Genomic DNA, 19,860 nt, shown 5'->3' with positions numbered 1-19,860 from the left:
TCCTTAAGCCTTCTCGATGTTCACCAGAAACGCCTTATATTCCGGCGTTTGCGAGTTTGAATCGCCGACATTAGGCGTCAGGGTGTTAGCGATATAGCCTTTGCGGGCCACACCTTCGTAACCCCAGTGCAGCGGGATCCCGATCGTTTCCACCTGTTGCCCATGAACGTTCAGAGTTTGCAGACGACGCGTCACCACCGCAACGGCGCGAATAAAGCCACGCTTGCTGCTGACGGTCACACGATCGCCGTTGGCAATCCCCTTCGCTTTCGCCAGATTTTCGCTGATTTCAACAAACTGTTCCGGCTGGGCAATGGCGTTCAGGCGCGCATGTTTGGTCCAGGTGTGGAAATGCTCGGTCAGGCGATAAGTCGTCCCCACATAGGGGAATTTATCTTTTTTACCCATCCGCAACGCATCGTCTTCGTACAGTCGAACCACCGGGCTCGAAATCACGTTCGGGTGCAGCGGGTTGGTGCCCAACGGCGTTTCCATTGGCTCGTAATGCTCCGGGAACGGGCCTTCCGCCAGCTTATCGATAGCGAACAGACGCCCCATCCCTTCCGGCTGCATGATAAACGGCCCGGTATCGCTACCTGGTGCTGCGGTGTTGAAGTCCGGAATATCGTTCCCGACCCATTTCGCGCCATTCCATTTAATCAGCATCCGTTTCGGATCCCACGGTTTACCCTGCGGATCGGCAGATGCACGGTTGTACAGCACACGGCGGTTAAGCGGCCACGCCCAGGCCCAGCCGAGGGTGTTCCCCAGGCCTGACGGGTCAGCGTTATCGCGATTCGCCATCTGGTTACCCTGCTCCGTCCAGCTACCGGTGTAAATCCAGCAGGACGATGCCGTCGAACCATCGTCGCGCAGCAGCGCGAAGCTGTTGAGCAACTGGCCTTTTTTCGCCACCAGCACACCGTTTGCGTCATAGAGATCTTCCAGCGCATAGCCGTTGTTCTCTTTCGCCACTTCTTCCGATTCCGGACGATCCGGCTGCTTATAGTTCCAGCTCATTTTCAGCAGCGGTTCAGCGCCTTTCCCGCCTTCTGAGCGATACATCTCACGCAGGCGATGATAAATACCGGCCAGAATTTCGCCGTCATTCAGCGCTTCTCCCGGTGGCTCTGCGCCTTTCCAGTGCCATTGCAGCCAGCGGCCAGAGTTGGCAATAGAACCATCCTCTTCAGCAAAGCAGGTTGACGGCAGACGGAAGACTTCGGTCTGAATCGTTGACGGATCGACATCGTTTGATTCGCCGTGGTTCTGCCAGAACGTCGAGGTTTCGGTGACTAACGGATCGATAACCACCATGTATTTCAATTTGCTCAGCGCGCGGACGGTTTTGTTTTTGTCCGGGAAGCTGGCGACCGGGTTAAAGCCCTGGCAGATATAGCCATTCACTTTGCCGTGGTCCATCATGTTGAAATACTTGATAACGTCGTAGGCCTGATCCCATTTTGGCAACCAGTCGAAGCCCCAACCGTTTTCTTTTTGCGCCGCATCGCCGTAGAACGCTTTCATCAGGCTGACGTAGAACTTCGGATAGTTGCCCCAGTAGTTCACCTGATCTGCGCGCGTGGCTTTCGGCGTGTTCGCCGTCAGGTACGTTTGCAGGTCGGTCTGTTTATCCGACGGCAGCGTCAAATAACCCGGCAGACTCGTGGAGAGCAGCCCCAGATCCGTTAAGCCCTGAATGTTGGAGTGACCGCGCAGGGCATTCACGCCGCCGCCAGCCATCCCCATATTGCCGAGCAGCAACTGAATCATCGCCATAGTACGAATGTTCTGCGCACCGACGGTGTGCTGCGTCCAGCCCAGCGCATACAGGAACGTGGTCGTCCGGTCAGCCGCACTGGTTGAAGCCAGAACTTCACACACTTTCAGGAAGTCCGCTTTCGGCGTGCCGCAGATGTTTTCCACCACATCCGGCGTATAGCGAGAAACGTGATGTTTAAGCAGATTCCATACGCAGCGAGGATGCGTTAACGTCTCATCGCGTTTGGCGTAGCCGTTTTCATCGAACTGATAGTTCCACGACGTTTTATCATATTGGCGTTTGCTTTCGTCGTAGCCACTGAACAGGCCGTCTTCGAAGCCAAAATCATCCCGCACCAGCAGGCTGGCGTTGGTGTAGCTTTTAACGTATTCGGCGTTAATTTTGTTGTTTTCGATCAGATACAGCAGTACGCCAGACAGGAACGTAATGTCCGTACCGGAACGAATTGGCGCGTAGATATCCGCTACAGAAGCGGTACGCGTAAAGCGTGGATCGACGACGATAAGCGTCGCATCGTTATTGTTTTTGGCTTCCATCGCCCAGCGGAAACCCACCGGATGCGCTTCAGCGGCGTTGCCGCCCATCACCATCACAACGTTGGCGTTTTTGATATCAACCCAGTGGTTGGTCATCGCACCGCGACCAAATGTTGGAGCAAGACTTGCTACCGTTGGTCCGTGTCAGACGCGCGCCTGGTTGTCCACCGCCAGCATGCCGAGAGAACGCACAAACTTCTGCGTCAGCATACCGGTCTCATTACTTGCCGCTGATGCGCAGAGCATCCCGGTTGACAGCCAACGGTTTACGGCCACGCCCTGATCGTTTTTCTCGATAAAGTTGGCGTCGCGGTCCGCTTTCATCAGCTTCGCAATGCGTTCAAACGCTTCGTTCCAGCTGATGCGCTGCCATTTATTGGAGCCTGGCGCACGGTATTCCGGGTAACGCAGGCGGTTTTCACTGTGGATGTAATCCAGCAGGCCCGCCCCTTTCGGGCATAACGCCCCGCGGCTGACCGGATGATCCGGGTCGCCTTCAATGTGATAAATGGCTTCGCGGGTATTTTTCGCCCCATCGCCCAGGCTATACATTAATAGCCCACAACCCACAGAGCAGTAAGTACAGGTATTACGGACTTCTTTGGCTTTCAGCAGTTTGAAATTACGTGCCTGAGCCAGCGCCATTTTAGGCATAAAGCCCAGCGCCGCTGCCGTTGTACCCGCCATACCGCCCGCGCAGATTTTAAAAAATTTCCTGCGGCTGACGTCCATTGCTTTCCTCGTTATTGGAATGTAACGTAGGCAGGCAAATTAACAGCTATACCCCTGCGTTTTTTGCGTCAAATCAAACTCAAATAGATCTGCCCCCTTAATAGTCAGGGTCATTGATTTTCATTAACTCTTTGGGAGTACGTTCTTCGGAAATTATTGTCCGTCAACCTGTAAAAAGTGCTATAAACGAGGTTTGCTCAATTTAAGCATCTCATTTTGTCATGGATAAAAAGAAAGCAACGCTGATTGGCCTGCTAGCCATTCTGTTATGGAGTACGATGGTCGGGCTCATTCGCGGCGTCAGCGAAGGCCTTGGCCCGGTTGGCGGCGCGGCCATGATCTATACCCTGAGCGGTTTGCTGTTGATGTTTACCGTCGGCTTTCCCGATCTCCGTCAGTTTTCGCGCCGTTATCTGCTGGCGGGCAGCGTGCTGTTTGTCAGCTATGAAATATGCCTGGCGCTGTCGCTTGGGTTTGCCGGTACGCGTCAACAGGCGATCGAAGTGGGGATGGTCAATTATTTGTGGCCAAGCCTGACGATTCTCTTCGCCATTATTTTTAACGGACAGAAAAGTAACTTATTCATTATTCCCGGCCTGGGATTATCACTATTAGGTGTCAGTCGGGTGCTGGGCGGCGATCGTGGGCTAAATATTGATGAAATTATCAGCAACGTTATTTCCAGCCCGCTAAGCTATATTCTCGCCTTTACCGGGGCGTTCATCTGGGCAGCTTACTGCACGTTGACAGCGAAATACGCCAAAGGAAAAAATGGCATCACGCTCTTCATTCTGCTGACTGCCGCTACGCTGTGGTTAAAATTTTTGTTCAGCGCGCAGCCTGAAATGTCCTTCAGCCTGCCAGTGGTGATTAAGCTTGGCATGTGCGCCATCGCGCTTGGCTTTGGCTATGCGGCGTGGAACGTCGGGATCCTGCACGGTAACGTCAGCCTGCTGGCGACGGCCTCGTATCTGACGCCGGTGCTTTCCGCTGCGCTGGCGGCATTGTTACTGAGTGAATCGCTCTCATGGGCGTTCTGGCAAGGGGCCTGCATGGTCTGCGCAGGCTCCCTGCTCTGCTGGTATGCTACCCGGCGTTAACCGAGGTCGCCACCAGCAACGGGCAATACCACGCCGGTGATGTAGCTGGCTTCATCGCTGGCGAGGAACAGAATGGCATGCGCCTGTTCATCCAGCGTGCCGTAACGGTGCAGTAAACTACTCTGCACCGTTTGATCCACCACCTGCTGATACCACACTTTCTCCTGCTCGCTCGGCTGCTCCGTGTTACGCGGCGTCAGCCGCGCCGGGGCTTCCGTTCCGCCGGGCGCAACGGCATTAATACGAATGCCTGCCTCGCTATACTCCATCGCAATTGAGCGCGTCAGGGCATTGACGCCGCCTTTCGCAGCCGAATAAGGCACGCGATTCACGCCGCCGGTCGCCACCGAAGAGATATTGACGATACTGCCTTTGCCCTGCGCCAGCATAGTCGGCAGCACCGCGCGACAGCCCCACAGCGTCGGGAAAAGCGAGCGGCGCACTTCTGCTTCAATTTGCGCGGGTTGATACTCGGCAAACGGTCGTGCCCAAATGGTGCCGCCAACATTGTTAACCAGCACATCAATCCGGCCAAAGTGCGCAACGCCTGCGGCAAATACCTGTTCCGTGCTTTCCCACTGTTCAAGATCCGCTTCCAGCGCCAGCACGTGGTGCCCGGCAGCAGACAATTCTGCCGCCAGTTCGTGAACATATTGCGAACGGTCGATAAGCAGCAGCGCCGCGCCCTGTTCTGCCGCCAGCTCCGCCGTACGGCGGCCAATACCCTGCGCCGCGCCGGTAATCGCCATCACTTTATGACTAAATCGCATGATTGCTCCTTATGCCGCCGCGCTCTGGCTGGCGATAAATTTCTCATACCAGAATCCTGCCGGATTAACGCCCAGCGCCTGCAACGTAGAGGTGACGGCGTTCACCATCGGCGGCGGCCCGCAGAGGTAAATATCAACATCGCCTTCGTTGAGCATCGTGCTGGTAAAGTGTTCCGTCACGTAGCCCTTCTGCGGGCAGGTGCTTTCACTATCAGCCACCACCGGCAGCCAGCTAAATCCCGGCAACTGCGCGGCGAAACTCTCCAGCAACTCGCCCAGCACCAGGTCGTTGTCGCCGTTTACGCCGTAAAGCAAGGTAATGTCGCGCGCACTTTTCTGCTGCGCCAGGGTATGCAGCATCGCCAGCATCGGCGCCAGCCCGGTGCCGCCCGCCAGCATCAGCAGCGGGCGCTCGCCGTCACGCAGATAAAAACTGCCCATCGGCCCGGTCAGGCTCAGTGGTGCCCCCACCACCGCTTTATGGCTTAACCACTGGCTCATCAGGCCGCCCGGCACGTTACGAATCAGGAAACGGCCTTCGTTGCTGCCCGGTAGTGAGCTAAAGGAATACGCACGCACCTGCGGCGTACCCGGCACCTGAATATTGATGTACTGGCCAGGCAGGAAGTTCAGGTTTTCGTCGGTTTCCACCACCAGTTCAATGGCGCTATCCGACAGCGCCGTCACGCGTTTCACCGTGGCATTAAACGAGGAGATACCCGTTTTGCAGGCTGCCGCCGCGACGGGCACATCGAGCACGCAATCGCTGTCCGGGATCATCTGGCAGGTCAGCACCTGACGCGCCTGCGCTTCGTCTTCATCCAGCGCCTCTTCCAGATAATCCTCGCCCAGCGAATAGTTACCGCTTGGGCAGTGACACTTACAGGTGCCGCACACACCGTCGGAACAATCCATCGGCAGATTAACTTTCTGGCGATACGCAGCGTCGAGCACCTTCTCTCCGGCGTTGCATTGAATAAACCGGGTGACGCCGTCTTCAAAATTGAGCGCGATGGTATAGCTCATAAGCACCTCTTAAACATGGTAAACATCAATGACCTGGCGAATGTAGTCGTTGTTCAGACGGATCGTTTTACGCACGATTTGCGGCAGACCTTCCCCCTCAATCAGCGTGCAGAACGTGGTGCCAAAGTAGCAATCCGTCTGTTGATAACGGTGGCTGTAGGTCACCCAGTTGTAGCGCACCTCCACGCCCTGTTCACTCTGCCCGGTGATTTCGATATTACTGATCATATGAGTGGTGCGCGGCTCAGGCGTGCTGGCCCCCGAACGCTCCGTTTTAATGCGGTAAACCCTGTCTTCCAGCCCCTCGCGGTTCGGATAGTAAATCAGCGAAATTTCACGCTGCGGATCGGTGGTCAGCTTGTCATCATCGCCCCAGGCGGGCATCCAGTAGACCACTTTTGGGCTGTAGCATGCGATCCACTCATCCCACTGACGGTCGTCCAGCAGCCTGGCCTCGTGATACAAAAATTGTTTTACCTGATCACACGTCAGCATCGGCCACCTCCACACGCTGGGTAATTGACGCATCAAAACGCTGCTGTTCTTTCTCCAGCGCGGCCAGCATCACCGTCTGCCAGTGATGGTGATGGGCGATGTACAGCGCTTCATCTTCCGATTTCACACCGCTTAAAAGGGGGGTAAAACCGGCCTCATTGGCATGCTCATCGGGGCCATCGACCCAGTGCAGCGCACCGCGACTGAGGTCGCTCCAGGCCAGATTTTCGCCCAGATAGCCACGCTGACAGGCGCTGAACTCTTCGAGGTCGTCCGGTGTGCCCATGCCGCTGACATTGAAGAAATCTTCGTACTGCCGAATACGCAGCGCACGCGCCTGATCCGGTTCGCCTTTCGGGCCGAAACACCAGATGGTGACTTCTGTTTTATCGACGGAGATGGGCCGAATCACGCGGATCTGCGTGGAGAACTGATCCATCAAATAGACGTTCGGATATATACACAGGTTGCGCGTCTCATTGACCATCTGCCCGGCGCGGTTGTCGCCGAATTCGGCTTTAAGACGATCGTAATGTGCATAGACCGGCCGCACCTCCGGGTTCAGCGCCCGCGTCCACAGCAGCATGTGGCCGTTTTCAAAGCCGTAACCCCCGCCCACGCTTTTCGACCAACCGTTCGCATCCACCGCGTGCGTACCTTCCGCTTCGTAGTTTCGGCGTGACATGGTAGAGGCATAGTTCCAGTGCACGACACTCACGTGATAACCGTCGGCGCCGTTTTCGGCACCGAGTTTCCAGTTACCTTCGTACACATAGCTGGAAGAGCCTTTCAGGACTTCCAGACCTTCCGGCGCCTGATCAACAATCAGATCGATTATTTTCAGCGTTTCGCCCAGGTAATCGGCCAGCGGCTGTACATCATCACTCAGGCTGCCAAACAGGAACCCGCGATACGACTCAAAACGCGGTAGCTTTTTCAGGTCGTGCGAACCTTCATGTTTGAACGTCTCCGGATAGCCGCCGGTACTCTCATCTTTTGCTTTCAGCAGCTTGCCGTTATTGCTGAAGGTCCAGCCGTGGAACGGACAGGTAAATGAGCTCTTATTACCTGTTTTACGGCGACACAGCATCGCACCACGGTGAGCGCAGCTGTTGATCATGGCGTGCAGCTCATTTTTCTTATCGCGGGTAATAATCACCGGCTGGCGACCCAGTGTTAAGGTGTAATAATCACCCGGTTCCGGGATCTGGCTTTCATGCGCCAGAAAAACCCAGTTACCTTCAAAGATATGTTTCATTTCAAAATCGAACAAAGCCGGGTCGGTAAATATCGAACGATGGCAGCGATAAATATGATTTTCGCGATCGACAATCAATGCATTGCTGATTTTATTTTTTAGCGATGTCAGCGTTTTTTGCATAACGGTTTCTCCCGTAATTGCAAGGATAAAATAGTGCAGGTGAACAGCGAGTTTTACATATTATTCTTTTGCACGTGAACGGGTAATTCGACCTTCTTCATCAGCGGATAATGCTTTGCAAAGGGTAAAATCAAAGCGAATTTCAGTATGCGGGCCTTCAAGATTACGCTCGCGAATTTTCTGTTCATCGTTAACTTTTACCGGATCGGCAATTAAGCCTTCGCGCGTGGCAAAAGCAAAATCATCCCATAAATATTCATCGCCATTAAAGTTAATCTGGCTGGTTAAATGTTTATGACCCGGTGCGGAAACAAAGAAATGAATATGGGCAGGACGGTTGCCGTGACGGCCTAACAGATCCAGCAGTTTTTGGGTTGGGCCATCCGGCGGGCAGCCATACCCGGAAGGCATAATGGTACGCACGCTGTAGCGCCCGTCAGCACCGGTTTGAATACGACGACGCAGGTTGTATTCGCTCTGGCTTTGGTCGAAGAAGGAGTAGTTACCCAGCGTATTGGCGTGCCAGATATCAACAATGGCATTCGCAACCGGTTGGCCTTTGGTGTCGGTGACCACGCCATGCAGCCACAGGGTTTCACCGGGATCCTTACCATCGTCCATTCGGTCGTACCCCTGCGCCAGCGGTGCATTAGCCACATACAGCGGGCCTTCAATGGTGCGTGGCGTGCCGCCGGTTTCACGCTGCTGAGCAGCATCGATGGCATCCTGACGTAAATCGAGAAAATGCTCCAGACCCAGGCCTGCGGCTAATAATGCCGCTTCCTGACGACCGCCCAGCTCATGCAGATAATTAATGGCGTGCCAGAACTCTTCCTGGGTGACATTATAGTCATCAATCAAACTACAAATATTTTCCAGCAACCGATGCGTTATCGCCTTAAAACGTTCATTGCCCTCGGGAGAATTTAAACCTGCGCTTTCGCGTAATAAAGCCTGGACTTCGTTTTGTTGTACGAATGAGTTAGTCATATTGTTATCTCACTTTTTTGCTTGCAGGGTACAGAGAATGCCGGGGAACATCCCCGACATGAGGTTATTATTTTATTTATCGTCGTCGCGAATGGATGATGGATGGCGGCACAGCGCATCAACCTGAATATCCATAAACGGATACAGCGGTAAACCCATTAAAATTTGATGCAGTTCCTCAGCATCCTGCACATCGAAAATGCTGACATTGGAATATAATCCCGCTACGCGCCAGATATGTCGCCACTTCCCATCACGCTGTAATTGTTGCGAGTAGGCTTTTTCTTTTTTCTTAATTTCATCCGCCTGCGCTACCGGGAAATCAAGCGGAATATTAACGGTCATTTCAACTTTAAATAACATTTTCAGCCTCATCCTTTACGCGTATAGAAACGCACTTTATCTTCATCTAACTCAACGCCTAAACCTGGCGTTTGCGGTAGCATGACGTGCCCATCAGCAAAGGTCAGCGGCACGCTGATGACGTCGTCTTTCAGCAGCAGCGGGCCAAACATTTCGCTCCCCCAGGCCAGCGGAAGCGTTGACCAGGCATGCAGTGAGGCTACCGTCCCGACGCTGCCTTCCAGCATCGTCCCGCCATACAGGCCAATCCCCGCCGCCTGGGCCACGTGCGCCAGCTTAAGAACACTTTGTGGCCCGCCCGCTTTGGCAATTTTCAATGCGTATGCACCGGTAAAACCCTGTTGCGCGAGCTGATAACCATCAAAATGCGTGGAGACCGCTTCATCGGCCAGAATCGCCGTCTTGATGGTCTGGCTCAAACGCACCAGCGCGGCGTTATCGCGCGCTGAAACCGGCTGTTCAATCAGGTCAACGCCCATCGCCGCCAGCTCGCGGCAGCCTTTTGCTCCGGTTGTCGCATCCCAGGCCTGGTTGACATCGACGCGAATACTGGCGCGATCGCCAAGGGCTTCGACGATCGCCGCCGTATGTTTCAGATCCGTTGTCAGTTCACGCGCACCGATTTTCAGCTTAAAGGCCTGATGACGGCGAGACGCGAGCAGATTTTCCCCTTCCGCGATATCTTTCGCCGTATCGCCGCTCGCCAGCGTCCACAACACCGGAATAGACGTTTGCAAAGCGCCGCCCAGTAGCGCCGACACCGGCACGCCCAGTGATTTACCCTGTGCATCCAGCAGCGCGGTTTCAATCGCCGATTTGGCGAAAGTGTTGCCCTTCACGCTCTTTTCGATGCGATACAGCAGCGCCTGTAAATTGTCCGCTGGCTGCCCTTGCAATAAAGGGGCAAGGTAGCCATCAATAGTGAGTTTGATCGCCTCCGGGCTTTCTACTCCGTAGCTCAGCCCGCCAATGGTGGTCGCTTCGCCAATGCCGGTGATACCGTCAGAGCGGGTAATGCGAATGATCACCAGCGTCTGGCAGCCCATGGTGGTCATCGATAATTTGTGCGGGCGGATAGTCGGAACATCCACCAGCCAGCTTTCAATATGTTCTATCGTGGCGCTCATCTCTCTTCCTTTTACTTCTTATTGTTTTGGTTTTATCTCCACAGGGTGGCGATAACCTTGCTTTTGACAATAGATTTTCACAACAGGGGTGGTCAACGACGATAATCGAAATGTTGTGCGATTATCGACACGTTTGTTATACGTAGGTTAATAATGTGATCTTCGTGGGATATTGGGGAGATTCCTGCCAGCCGTTGCACCCACAAGGTATAGTGACACAGTGAGCATCGTTACCCCTGAATGGAGCGGGTTAAAATGAGCAATGAAATCAACGACTCCCTCACGGCCAGGCAGGCTGAGCGGGATCCCAACTTTATGTTATCCCTGGCGCGTGGCCTGGAGGTGCTGAGTGCCTTTACCCCACAACGTCAGCGATTAACAATCTCACAACTTAGTCAGAAAACCCAGATCTCACGTGCGGCGGTTCGCCGCTGCTTGTACACCCTTGCGGCGCTGGGCATGGTGCATACGCCTGATGGGCGTACCTACGAGCTATTACCCCGCGTGCTGGCGGTGGGCCATGCCTATCTCGCTGGTACGCCATTGGCGAAAGCCGCGCAACACTCTCTCGATACGCTCGGTCAGCAGCTCAATGAATCCTGCTCCGCCGCCACGCTGGATGGTGATAACGTGCTTTACATCGCGCGTACCGCCGTAAACAATTTGTTGAGTATCGATCTGGGGCGCGGCAGCCGGTTGCCTGCCTGGGCGACCTCTATGGGCCGCGTGCTGCTGAGTGCATTACCGGAAGAGCAGTTAGAGGTGACACTGTCACGCGCTACGTTAATCCGCTATACGCCGCATACGCTGTGCGATAAAGAGTCGTTGCGTGCAGAGATTGCCAAAGTGCGTATTCAGGGTTATGCCCTGGCAGACCGCCAGATAGAAGTTGGCCTGTGCTCATTGGCTGTGCCGCTGCTTTCACGCAGCGGGCAAATTGTCGCGGCAATGAACGTTGGCGTGCCCGCGTCCACGATGAGTGCCCAGGGGCTGAAAGAGAAAGCACTGGCGCCATTAAGACGGGCGGCGATGGAGTTGTCATTGCAGTTGTGAGAAGAACGGCCCCTCACCCCGGCCCTCTCCCGCAGGGAGAGGGAGAAAACCAGTGCCCGGATTAAGGATCTGCACAATCTGTTCCCTCTCCCTCAGGGAGAGGGCCAGGGTGAGGGTGTCCCCCCAATACTTTAGTTTCCCTGACGTTTCCAGAATCTCCCTGAAAACAGCGTATAAGCAACCCAGCATTAACTTATTTGTTACACTTGGTAACAATTGTTATCACCGATAATACCCATGTCCTTCTCGTGGCGGGCTTTTCTTATCTATCCTTCATTCGAGACTCCAATAATACCGATTATTTGACGGCATCCTGATTTGTGAAAATCAGCCGCCGTTATTGCTTGTTTTTCATTAATTACTGGCGCGTCGAGGGTGATATGTCACAACAAAATGAGAAAAATAATCATTATCTTTTAACTACGTGGAAACCAGAAAATGCGGCGTTTTGGGAGAATAAAGGCCAGAAGATTGCGAGAAAAAATCTCATAATTTCAGTAAGTTGTTTATTACTGGCATTCTGTGTCTGGATGCTTTTTAGTGCTGTTGCGGTCAATCTCAATAAAGTCGGATTTAATTTCACAACCGATCAACTCTTTTTATTAACTGCGCTACCTTCCCTTTCCGGCGCTATTTTACGCGTGCCCTACTCCTTTATGGTACCTATATTTGGCGGGCGTTACTGGACGGTATTAAGCACGGTTGTTCTGATTATTCCCTGTGTCTGGCTGGGTATTGCTATCCAGAACACCAGTACTCCTTTCGAGGTATTTATTATCATCTCTCTGCTATGCGGATTCGCGGGTGCGAACTTTGCTTCCAGCATGGGAAACATTAGCTTCTTTTATCCAAAAGCAAAGCAAGGCAGCGCGTTAGGTATCAATGGTGGGCTGGGTAACCTTGGGGTGAGCGTCATGCAGCTTGCCGCACCGCTGGTGATTTTCCTGCCTATCTTTACCTTCCTTGGCGTACATGGCGTAACACAGGAAGATGGCTCCAGCATGTGGCTGACGAATGCCGCGTGGATCTGGGCGCCGCTACTGCTGATTGCCACCATCGCCGCCTGGTTCGGCATGAACGATATTGCCAGTTCCAAAGCCTCTATTGCTGAACAGTTCCCGGTACTCAAAAGCGGGCATATGTGGTTGTTAAGCCTGCTTTATCTCGCTACTTTCGGCTCGTTTATCGGTTTTTCAGCCGGTTTTGCGATGCTGGCGAAAACCCAGTTCCCGGATGTGAATATTCTTAAGCTCGCCTTCTTCGGGCCGTTTATCGGCGCGATCGCCCGCTCTTTTGGCGGCGTGATCTCCGATCGTCTGGGCGGCGTGCGGGTCACGCTGGTGAACTTTGTCTTAATGGCGCTGTTTACCGCCCTGCTTTTCCTCACCCTGCCCGATTCCGGCATGGGTAGCTTCCTGGCGTTTTACGTGGTCTTTATGGGGCTGTTCCTTACCGCAGGGCTTGGTAGCGGTTCAACGTTCCAGATGATCGCCGTGATTTTCCGACAAATCACCCTCGTTAAAGTCAAAAAACGTGGCGGCAGTGACGAGGAAGCCCAGCACGCAGCCGTAACCGATACCGCCGCCGCGCTGGGCTTTATCTCAGCCATCGGTGCCGTGGGCGGATTCTTTATTCCTAAGGCTTTTGGTACCTCGCTGGCGTTAACCGGATCGCCCGTTGGCGCCATGAAGGTCTTTCTCGTCTTTTACATCGTTTGTGTACTGGTGACCTGGCTGGTTTATGGTCGCCGTAAAGCGTCATCTTAATAATCAAAAATACCTGAGCAGTGTAACCACGGGGAAGCGGCTTTCCCCGTCAGGAGAAATGTCATGAGTAAGTTGCTGGATCGCTTTCGTTATTTCAAACAAAAGGGCGAAACCTTCGCCAACGGTCACGGACAGGAGTATCACACTAACCGTGACTGGGAAGACAGCTATCGCCAGCGTTGGCAATTCGACAAAATTGTGCGTTCCACCCACGGCGTTAACTGTACCGGCTCCTGTAGCTGGAAAATCTACGTCAAGAACGGCCTGGTCACCTGGGAAACCCAACAAACCGACTATCCCCGTACCCGACCTGACCTGCCGAACCATGAGCCGCGCGGATGCCCGCGTGGCGCGAGTTACTCCTGGTATCTCTACAGCGCTAACCGCCTGAAATACCCGCTGGCACGCAAGAAGTTGATTGAACTGTGGCGCGAATCCTTAAGCCAGCACAGCGATCCGGTGGTGGCCTGGGATGCCATTATGTCCGATAAGCAAAAATGTCTGAGCTACAAGCAGGCGCGTGGCAAAGGCGGTTTTGTGCGTTCGTCGTGGAAAGAGTTAAACCAGCTTATCGCCGCCGCCAACGTGTGGACGATAAAAAACTACGGCCCGGACAGAGTGGCGGGCTTCTCGCCGATTCCGGCAATGTCGATGGTGTCTTATGCGGCGGGTACGCGTTATCTCTCGCTGATTGGCGGTACCTGTCTGAGTTTCTACGACTGGTACTGCGACCTTCCCCCGGCATCCCCGATGACCTGGGGCGAGCAAACGGATGTGCCGGAATCCGCTGACTGGTACAACTCCAGCTATATCATCGCCTGGGGCTCTAACGTGCCGCAGACCCGTACACCGGATGCCCATTTCTTCACTGAGGTACGCTACAAGGGTACCAAAACCATCGCCATTACCCCGGACTACTCGGAAGTCGCCAAACTCTGCGACCACTGGCTGGCCCCTAAACAGGGCACCGATAGTGCTCTGGCGATGGCAATGGGCCATGTGATCCTCAAAGAGTTCCACCTCGATAACCCAAGCGAATACTTCCTCAACTACTGCCGCCGCTACAGTGATATGCCGATGCTGGTGATGCTCGATGCGCGTGAAGATGGGACGTATAGCGCAGGCCGCATGCTGCGTGCCTCCGACCTGGTGGATGGTCTGGGCGAAAGCAATAATCCGGAGTGGAAAACCGTCGCCTACAACAGCGCAGGTGAACTGGTTGTACCGAACGGCTCGATTGGCTTCCGCTGGGGCGAAAAAGGGAAATGGAATCTCGAATCGCTGGCGGCAGGCCAGGAAACCGAACTCACGCTGTCGCTGATTGATACGCGTGATACGGTGGCGGGCGTGGCGTTCCCCTACTTTGGCGGCAATGAAAATCCGCACTTCCGCAGCGTCAAACAGGAACCGATTCTGGTGCGCCAGCTTCCGGCAAAACAGTTAACCTTCGCCGATGGTCACAGTGGCCTGGTGGTGAGTGTCTATGACCTGATACTGGCGAATTACGGCCTCGACCGCGGTCTTAACGATGAGAATGCGGCGACCGACTACGATGATGTCAAAGCCTACAGCCCGGCCTGGGCTGAGCAGATCACCGGCGTACCGCGCAGAAACATTGAGCTGATTGCTCGCGAGTTTGCCGATACCGCCAACAAAACGCACGGTCGTTCAATGATTATTCTCGGTGCCGGGGTCAACCACTGGTATCACATGGATATGAACTACCGTGGGATGATCAATATGCTGGTGTTCTGCGGCTGTGTAGGTCAAAGCGGAGGCGGCTGGGCGCACTATGTCGGCCAGGAAAAACTGCGTCCACAAACCGGTTGGCTGCCGCTGGCCTTCGCGCTGGACTGGAACCGCCCACCGCGCCACATGAACAGCACGTCATACTTTTACAACCACGCCAGCCAGTGGCGCTATGAGAAACTCACCGCGCAAGAACTGCTCTCGCCGCTTGCCGATGCGAGTAAATATACCGGTCATCTTATCGACTTTAACGTCCGCGCCGAACGCATGGGCTGGCTGCCGTCTGCCCCGCAGCTTAATCTGAATCCACTGCACATCAAAGGTATGGCAGAAGCCGCAGGCGTATCGCCAACGGACTACACCGCGCAGTCGCTGAAATCCGGTGATATTCGCATGGCCTGTGAGCAACCGGACAGCGGTAAAAACCACCCGCGTAACCTGTTTATCTGGCGCTCTAACCTGCTGGGTTCGTCCGGTAAAGGGCATGAATATATGCTCAAATATCTACTGGGCACGGATAGCGGTATACAGGGCGAAGAGTTGGGCTCCACCGATGACGTGAAACCTGAAGAAGTGGAATGGCAAACCGCTGCCATTGAGGGCAAGCTGGATCTGCTGGTGACCCTCGATTTCCGCATGTCCAGCACCTGTTTATTCTCCGATATCGTCCTGCCAACCGCGACCTGGTATGAAAAGGACGACATGAACACCTCGGATATGCACCCGTTTATCCACCCGCTCTCTGCCGCCGTTGACCCCGCCTGGGAATCGAAAAGTGACTGGGAGATCTACAAAGGCATCGCTAAATCCTTCTCCGAAATGTGTCAGGGCCATTTGGGTCAGGAAACGGATATCGTACTGCTGCCGCTTCAGCATGATTCACCGGCGGAGTTGTCTCAGCCCTTTGACATCAAAGACTGGCGCAAAGGCGAATGTGACCTCATTCCAGGCAAAACCGCGCCCAACATTATTGCCGTTGAACGCGACTACCCGGCAACCTATGAGCGCTTTACCTCCCTTGGCCCATTGATGGACAAACTCGGTAACGGCGGTAAAGGCATTAGCTGGAAGACGCAGCAGGAAGTCGATTTCCTCGGCAAGCTGAACTACGTCAAACTGGATGGCCCGGCCAAAGGCCGACCGAAAATCGAGACCGCGCTGGACGCTTCAGAAGTGATTCTTTCGCTGGCCCCGGAAACTAACGGCCAGGTAGCGGTAAAAGCCTGGGAAGCGCTGGGCGAATTTACCGGACGCGATCACACCCATCTGGCGCTGAACAAAGAAGACGAGAAAATTCGCTTCCGCGATATTCAGGCGCAGCCGCGCAAAATCATCTCCAGCCCCACCTGGTCTGGTCTTGAGAGCGAACATGTTTCCTATAACGCCGGTTACACCAACGTGCATGAACTGATCCCGTGGCGTACGGTTTCCGGGCGTCAACAGCTGTATCAGGATCACGCCTGGATGCGCGACTTCGGCGAGGCTCTGGTGGCTTATCGTCCACCTATTGATACGCGCAGTGTCACGCACATGAAGGAAGTACCGCCAAACGGTTTCCCGGAAAAAGCGCTTAACTTCCTGACACCGCATCAGAAATGGGGCATTCACTCCACGTATAGCGAAAACCTGCTGATGCTGACCATGTCGCGCGGCGGGCCGATTGTGTGGATCAGTGAAACTGACGCCAAAGAGCTTGGTATCGCCGATAACGACTGGATTGAAGCCTTCAACGCCAACGGCGCGCTCACGGCCCGCGCGGTGGTCAGCCAGCGTATCCCGCCGGGCATGACCATGATGTATCACGCCCAGGAACGCATTATGAACATCCCGGGCTCAGAAGTGACCGGTCGACGCGGCGGTATTCACAACTCGGTCACCCGCGTCTGCCCGAAACCAACGCACATGATTGGCGGCTATGCGCAACTGGCCTATGGCTTTAACTATTACGGAACGGTTGGCTCGAACCGTGATGAGTTCATCATGATCCGCAAAATGAAAAACATTGACTGGCTGGATGGTGAAGGTCAGGACCAGGTACAGGAGGCGAAAAAATGAAAATACGTTCGCAAGTTGGGATGGTACTGAATCTTGATAAATGCATCGGCTGTCACACCTGCTCGGTGACCTGTAAAAACGTCTGGAGTAGCCGCGAAGGCATGGAATACGCGTGGTTTAATAACGTGGAGACCAAACCTGGGATTGGCTATCCGAAAAACTGGGAAGACCAGGATAAATGGCAAGGTGGTTGGGTGCGCGGAATCAGCGGTAAGCTCACACCGCGCCTTGGCGGCAAGCTCGGCCTGCTGTCGAAAATCTTCGCCAACCCGGTACTGCCGGCTATTGATGAGTATTACGAGCCCTTCACCTATGATTATCAGACGCTGCACAATGCGCCGGAAGGAAAACACCTGCCTACCGCGCGTCCGCGTTCGCTGATAAGCGGCAAGCGGATGAATAAGATCGAATGGGGGCCGAACTGGGAAGAACTGCTGGGCGGTGAGTTCGATAAGCGTGCTCACGACCGCAACTTCGAGTCGATGCAGAAAGAGATGTACGGCGCGTTCGAAAATACCTTCATGATGTATCTGCCGCGCCTGTGCGAACACTGCCTGAACCCCAGCTGCGTGGCGACCTGTCCGAGCGGCGCGATTTATAAGCGTGAAGAAGATGGGATTGTGCTGATCGATCAGGACAAATGTCGCGGCTGGAGGATGTGCATCAGCGGCTGTCCGTATAAAAAAATCTACTTCAACTGGAAGAGCGGCAAATCAGAAAAATGCATTTTCTGTTACCCGCGCATTGAGTCCGGCCAGCCGACCGTCTGTTCAGAAACCTGCGTCGGGCGTATTCGTTACCTTGGCGTGCTGCTCTATGATGCGGATCGTATCGAAGAAGCGGCCAGTACCGAACATGAAACGGATCTCTATGAGCGTCAGTGCGACGTATTCCTCAATCCTAACGACCCGGCGGTGATTGAAGAAGCGCTGAAGCAAGGTATTCCACAAAACGTCATTGATGCCGCACAGAAATCGCCGGTCTACAAAATGGCGATGGACTGGAAGCTGGCCCTGCCACTGCATCCGGAATACCGTACCCTGCCGATGGTCTGGTACGTGCCGCCGCTGTCACCGATTCAGTCCGTTGCCGATGCCGGTGGCCTTCCCCGCAATGGCGGCGTGCTGCCTGCCGTAGAAACCCTGCGTATTCCGGTGCAATACCTCGCCAATATGCTGAGCGCGGGCGATACCGGCCCGGTGCTGCGCGCGCTGAAACGCATGATGGCGATGCGCCATTACAAACGTTCGCAAACCGTCGAAGGCGTTACCGATACCCGCGCGATTGAAGAAGTTGGCCTCAGCGTGGAACAGGTCGAAGAGATGTACCGTTATCTGGCGATCGCCAACTACGAAGACCGCTTTGTGATCCCCACCAGCCACCGCGAGCTGGCGGAAGATGCTTTCCCGGAACGCAACGGTTGTGGTTTTACCTTTGGCGACGGCTGTCATGGCTCAGATACCAAATTCAACCTGTTCAACAGCCAGCGCATCGACGCCATTAATATCACGGAAGTGCGTGAAAAAGCGGAGGGAGAATAATGCAAATACTGAAGGTGATCGGCCTGCTGCTGGAGTATCCGGACGAGGTGTGCTGGGAGAATCGTGACGAGCTGATTAACCTGGTGGAACGCGATGCACCGATGCTGCTGCCGTTTGTGGTGAAACACCTCAGCGTACCGCTGCTCGATAAACAGGCGGAATGGTGCGAGTTTTTTGAACGCGGTCGCGCCACGTCGCTGCTGCTGTTTGAGCACGTTCATGCGGAATCGCGCGATCGCGGTCAGGCGATGGTCGATTTAATGGCTCAGTATGAAAAAGCCGGACTGCAGATCGACTGTCGCGAACTGCCGGATTATCTGCCGCTGTATCTGGAATATCTCAGCATTCTTCCGCCTCACGACGCGCAGGATGGTTTACAGAACGTCGCGCCGATCCTTGCGCTGCTGGGCGGGCGGCTGAAACAGCGTGAGGCACCGTGGTATCAAATTTTTGATGCCCTGCTGATTATCGCCAACACCTCACTATCGAGTGACAGTGTCACAAAACAGGTGGCGGGTGAACCGCGTGACGACACCCGACAGGCGCTTGATGCAGTCTGGGAAGAGGAGCAGGTGAAATTTATCGAAGATAATGCCACCAGCTGTGACAGTTCCCCGCTGCAAAGCTATCAACGACGCTTTAGCCAGGACGTTGCGCCGCAGTACGTCGACGTCCGTGCCGGAGGCCCGAAATGATGCAGTTTCTCAACGTCTTCTTTTATGACATCTACCCCTATATTTGCGGTACGGTATTTTTACTCGGTAGCTGGGTGCGTTACGACTACGGTCAGTATACGTGGCGCGCCTCGTCCAGCCAGATGCTCGACAAGCGCGGGATGGTGTTGTGGTCGAATCTGTTCCACGTCGGCATTCTGGGGATCTTCTTTGGTCACCTGTTCGGCATGCTAACGCCCCACTGGATGTACGCCTGGTTCCTGCCGATTGCGGTAAAACAGCAAATGGCGATGATCCTCGGCGGCGTGTGCGGCGTGCTGACGCTGGTGGGTGGCGCAGGCCTGCTGGTGCGTCGTCTGACCAATCCACGCGTGCGCGCCACCTCCAGTACCGCCGATATCCTGATCCTCACTATTTTGCTGATTCAGTGTATTCTCGGGCTGACCACCATTCCGTTCTCGGCACAACACCCGGACGGCAGCGAAATGCTGAAACTGGTTGGCTGGGCGCAATCGGTCGTCACCTTCCAGGGCGGCGCATCCACGCATCTGGACGGCGTGGCAATCATCTACCGCGTCCATCTGGTGTTGGGGATGAGCATCTTCCTGCTCTTCCCGTTCACCCGTCTGGTGCATGTGTGGAGTGCGCCAATTGAGTATGTAACGCGGCGCTATCAGGTGGTAAGGTCACGTCGCTAATCATAGAAATGCCCGGTGGCG

Annotated in this window: 15 protein-coding genes; 7 read left to right on the top strand and 8 right to left on the bottom strand. The window is 54.6% G+C overall.

Annotated features, from left to right (window positions below; translation table 11 throughout):
• Positions 1 to 3 precede the first annotated feature (3 nt).
• On the bottom strand, positions 4 to 3,051 hold the full coding sequence (gene fdnG, locus ACOXYR_RS10120) for a formate dehydrogenase-N subunit alpha (protein WP_189623130.1): 3,048 nt from the start codon (positions 3,049 to 3,051) through the stop codon (positions 4 to 6).
• Positions 3,052 to 3,272: 221 nt separating this feature from the next.
• Between fdnG and yddG the strand changes: the two genes are divergently transcribed.
• Positions 3,273 to 4,151: an aromatic amino acid DMT transporter YddG gene (yddG, locus tag ACOXYR_RS10115; protein WP_421356505.1), complete on the top strand. Its 879-nt coding sequence runs from the start codon at positions 3,273 to 3,275 to the stop codon at positions 4,149 to 4,151.
• Here the strand turns inward: yddG and benD are convergent.
• From benD to ACOXYR_RS10080, 7 genes are all read right to left on the bottom strand, one after another.
• The gene (gene benD, locus ACOXYR_RS10110) at positions 4,148 to 4,921 is read right to left on the bottom strand and encodes a benzoate diol dehydrogenase BenD (protein WP_421356504.1); all 774 of its coding nucleotides are present in this window, start codon (positions 4,919 to 4,921) and stop codon (positions 4,148 to 4,150) included. The two genes, yddG and benD, sit on opposite strands and share 4 nt — an antisense overlap.
• A gap of 9 nt (positions 4,922 to 4,930) precedes the next feature.
• Complete coding sequence (benC, locus tag ACOXYR_RS10105) at positions 4,931 to 5,947, bottom strand: benzoate 1,2-dioxygenase electron transfer component BenC (protein ID WP_421356503.1); 1,017 nt, start codon at positions 5,945 to 5,947, stop codon at positions 4,931 to 4,933.
• A 9-nt stretch (positions 5,948 to 5,956) separates the two neighbouring features.
• Positions 5,957 to 6,442, bottom strand: a complete 486-nt coding sequence (gene benB / locus ACOXYR_RS10100) for a benzoate 1,2-dioxygenase small subunit (protein WP_108474292.1) — start codon at positions 6,440 to 6,442, stop codon at positions 5,957 to 5,959.
• Entirely contained in the window at positions 6,429 to 7,823 is a 1,395-nt protein-coding gene (locus ACOXYR_RS10095) for a Rieske 2Fe-2S domain-containing protein (RefSeq protein WP_113856912.1), read from the bottom strand. Before ACOXYR_RS10095 ends, benB begins: the two co-directional genes overlap by 14 nt.
• 60 nt (positions 7,824 to 7,883) lie before the next feature.
• Positions 7,884 to 8,813, bottom strand: coding sequence for a catechol 1,2-dioxygenase (gene catA, locus ACOXYR_RS10090; protein WP_189623126.1), 930 nt, complete (start codon positions 8,811 to 8,813; stop codon positions 7,884 to 7,886).
• Between the two features lie 72 nt (positions 8,814 to 8,885).
• Entirely contained in the window at positions 8,886 to 9,176 is a 291-nt protein-coding gene (gene catC / locus ACOXYR_RS10085) for a muconolactone Delta-isomerase (protein WP_108474295.1), read from the bottom strand.
• Between the two features lie 8 nt (positions 9,177 to 9,184).
• Positions 9,185 to 10,303 (bottom strand): muconate cycloisomerase family protein, encoded by a 1,119-nt coding sequence (locus ACOXYR_RS10080; protein ID WP_421356502.1) that lies wholly within the window; start codon positions 10,301 to 10,303, stop codon positions 9,185 to 9,187.
• Between the two features lie 255 nt (positions 10,304 to 10,558).
• On the opposite strand from ACOXYR_RS10080, the gene ACOXYR_RS10075 reads away from it, so the two are divergent.
• From ACOXYR_RS10075 to narI, 6 genes are all read left to right on the top strand, one after another.
• Positions 10,559 to 11,356, top strand: a complete 798-nt coding sequence (locus ACOXYR_RS10075) for an IclR family transcriptional regulator domain-containing protein (protein WP_108474297.1) — start codon at positions 10,559 to 10,561, stop codon at positions 11,354 to 11,356.
• A 380-nt stretch (positions 11,357 to 11,736) separates the two neighbouring features.
• On the top strand, positions 11,737 to 13,122 hold the full coding sequence (locus tag ACOXYR_RS10070; RefSeq protein WP_421356012.1) for a NarK family nitrate/nitrite MFS transporter: 1,386 nt from the start codon (positions 11,737 to 11,739) through the stop codon (positions 13,120 to 13,122).
• Positions 13,123 to 13,185: 63 nt separating this feature from the next.
• Positions 13,186 to 16,926 carry a nitrate reductase subunit alpha gene (locus ACOXYR_RS10065; RefSeq protein WP_421356011.1) on the top strand — a complete coding sequence of 1,247 codons (3,741 nt, stop codon included), beginning with the start codon at positions 13,186 to 13,188 and terminating at the stop codon, positions 16,924 to 16,926.
• Positions 16,923 to 18,467, top strand: a complete 1,545-nt coding sequence (gene narH, locus ACOXYR_RS10060) for a nitrate reductase subunit beta (protein WP_108474299.1) — start codon at positions 16,923 to 16,925, stop codon at positions 18,465 to 18,467. Before ACOXYR_RS10065 ends, narH begins: the two co-directional genes overlap by 4 nt.
• Positions 18,467 to 19,162: a nitrate reductase molybdenum cofactor assembly chaperone gene (narW, locus tag ACOXYR_RS10055; RefSeq protein ID WP_108474300.1), complete on the top strand. Its 696-nt coding sequence runs from the start codon at positions 18,467 to 18,469 to the stop codon at positions 19,160 to 19,162. Before narH ends, narW begins: the two co-directional genes overlap by 1 nt.
• Positions 19,159 to 19,839, top strand: coding sequence for a respiratory nitrate reductase subunit gamma (gene narI / locus ACOXYR_RS10050; protein WP_108474301.1), 681 nt, complete (start codon positions 19,159 to 19,161; stop codon positions 19,837 to 19,839). The genes narW and narI overlap by 4 nt, the downstream gene beginning before the upstream one ends.
• Positions 19,840 to 19,860: the final 21 nt, after the last annotated feature.

Origin of the sequence: Pseudocitrobacter faecalis (assembly GCF_965231525.1) — a bacterium.
GTDB lineage: Bacteria > Pseudomonadota > Gammaproteobacteria > Enterobacterales > Enterobacteriaceae > Pseudocitrobacter > Pseudocitrobacter faecalis.
Note: the sequence above shows the minus strand (reverse complement) of the source record. Positions and strands in the feature narration are given on the sequence as shown.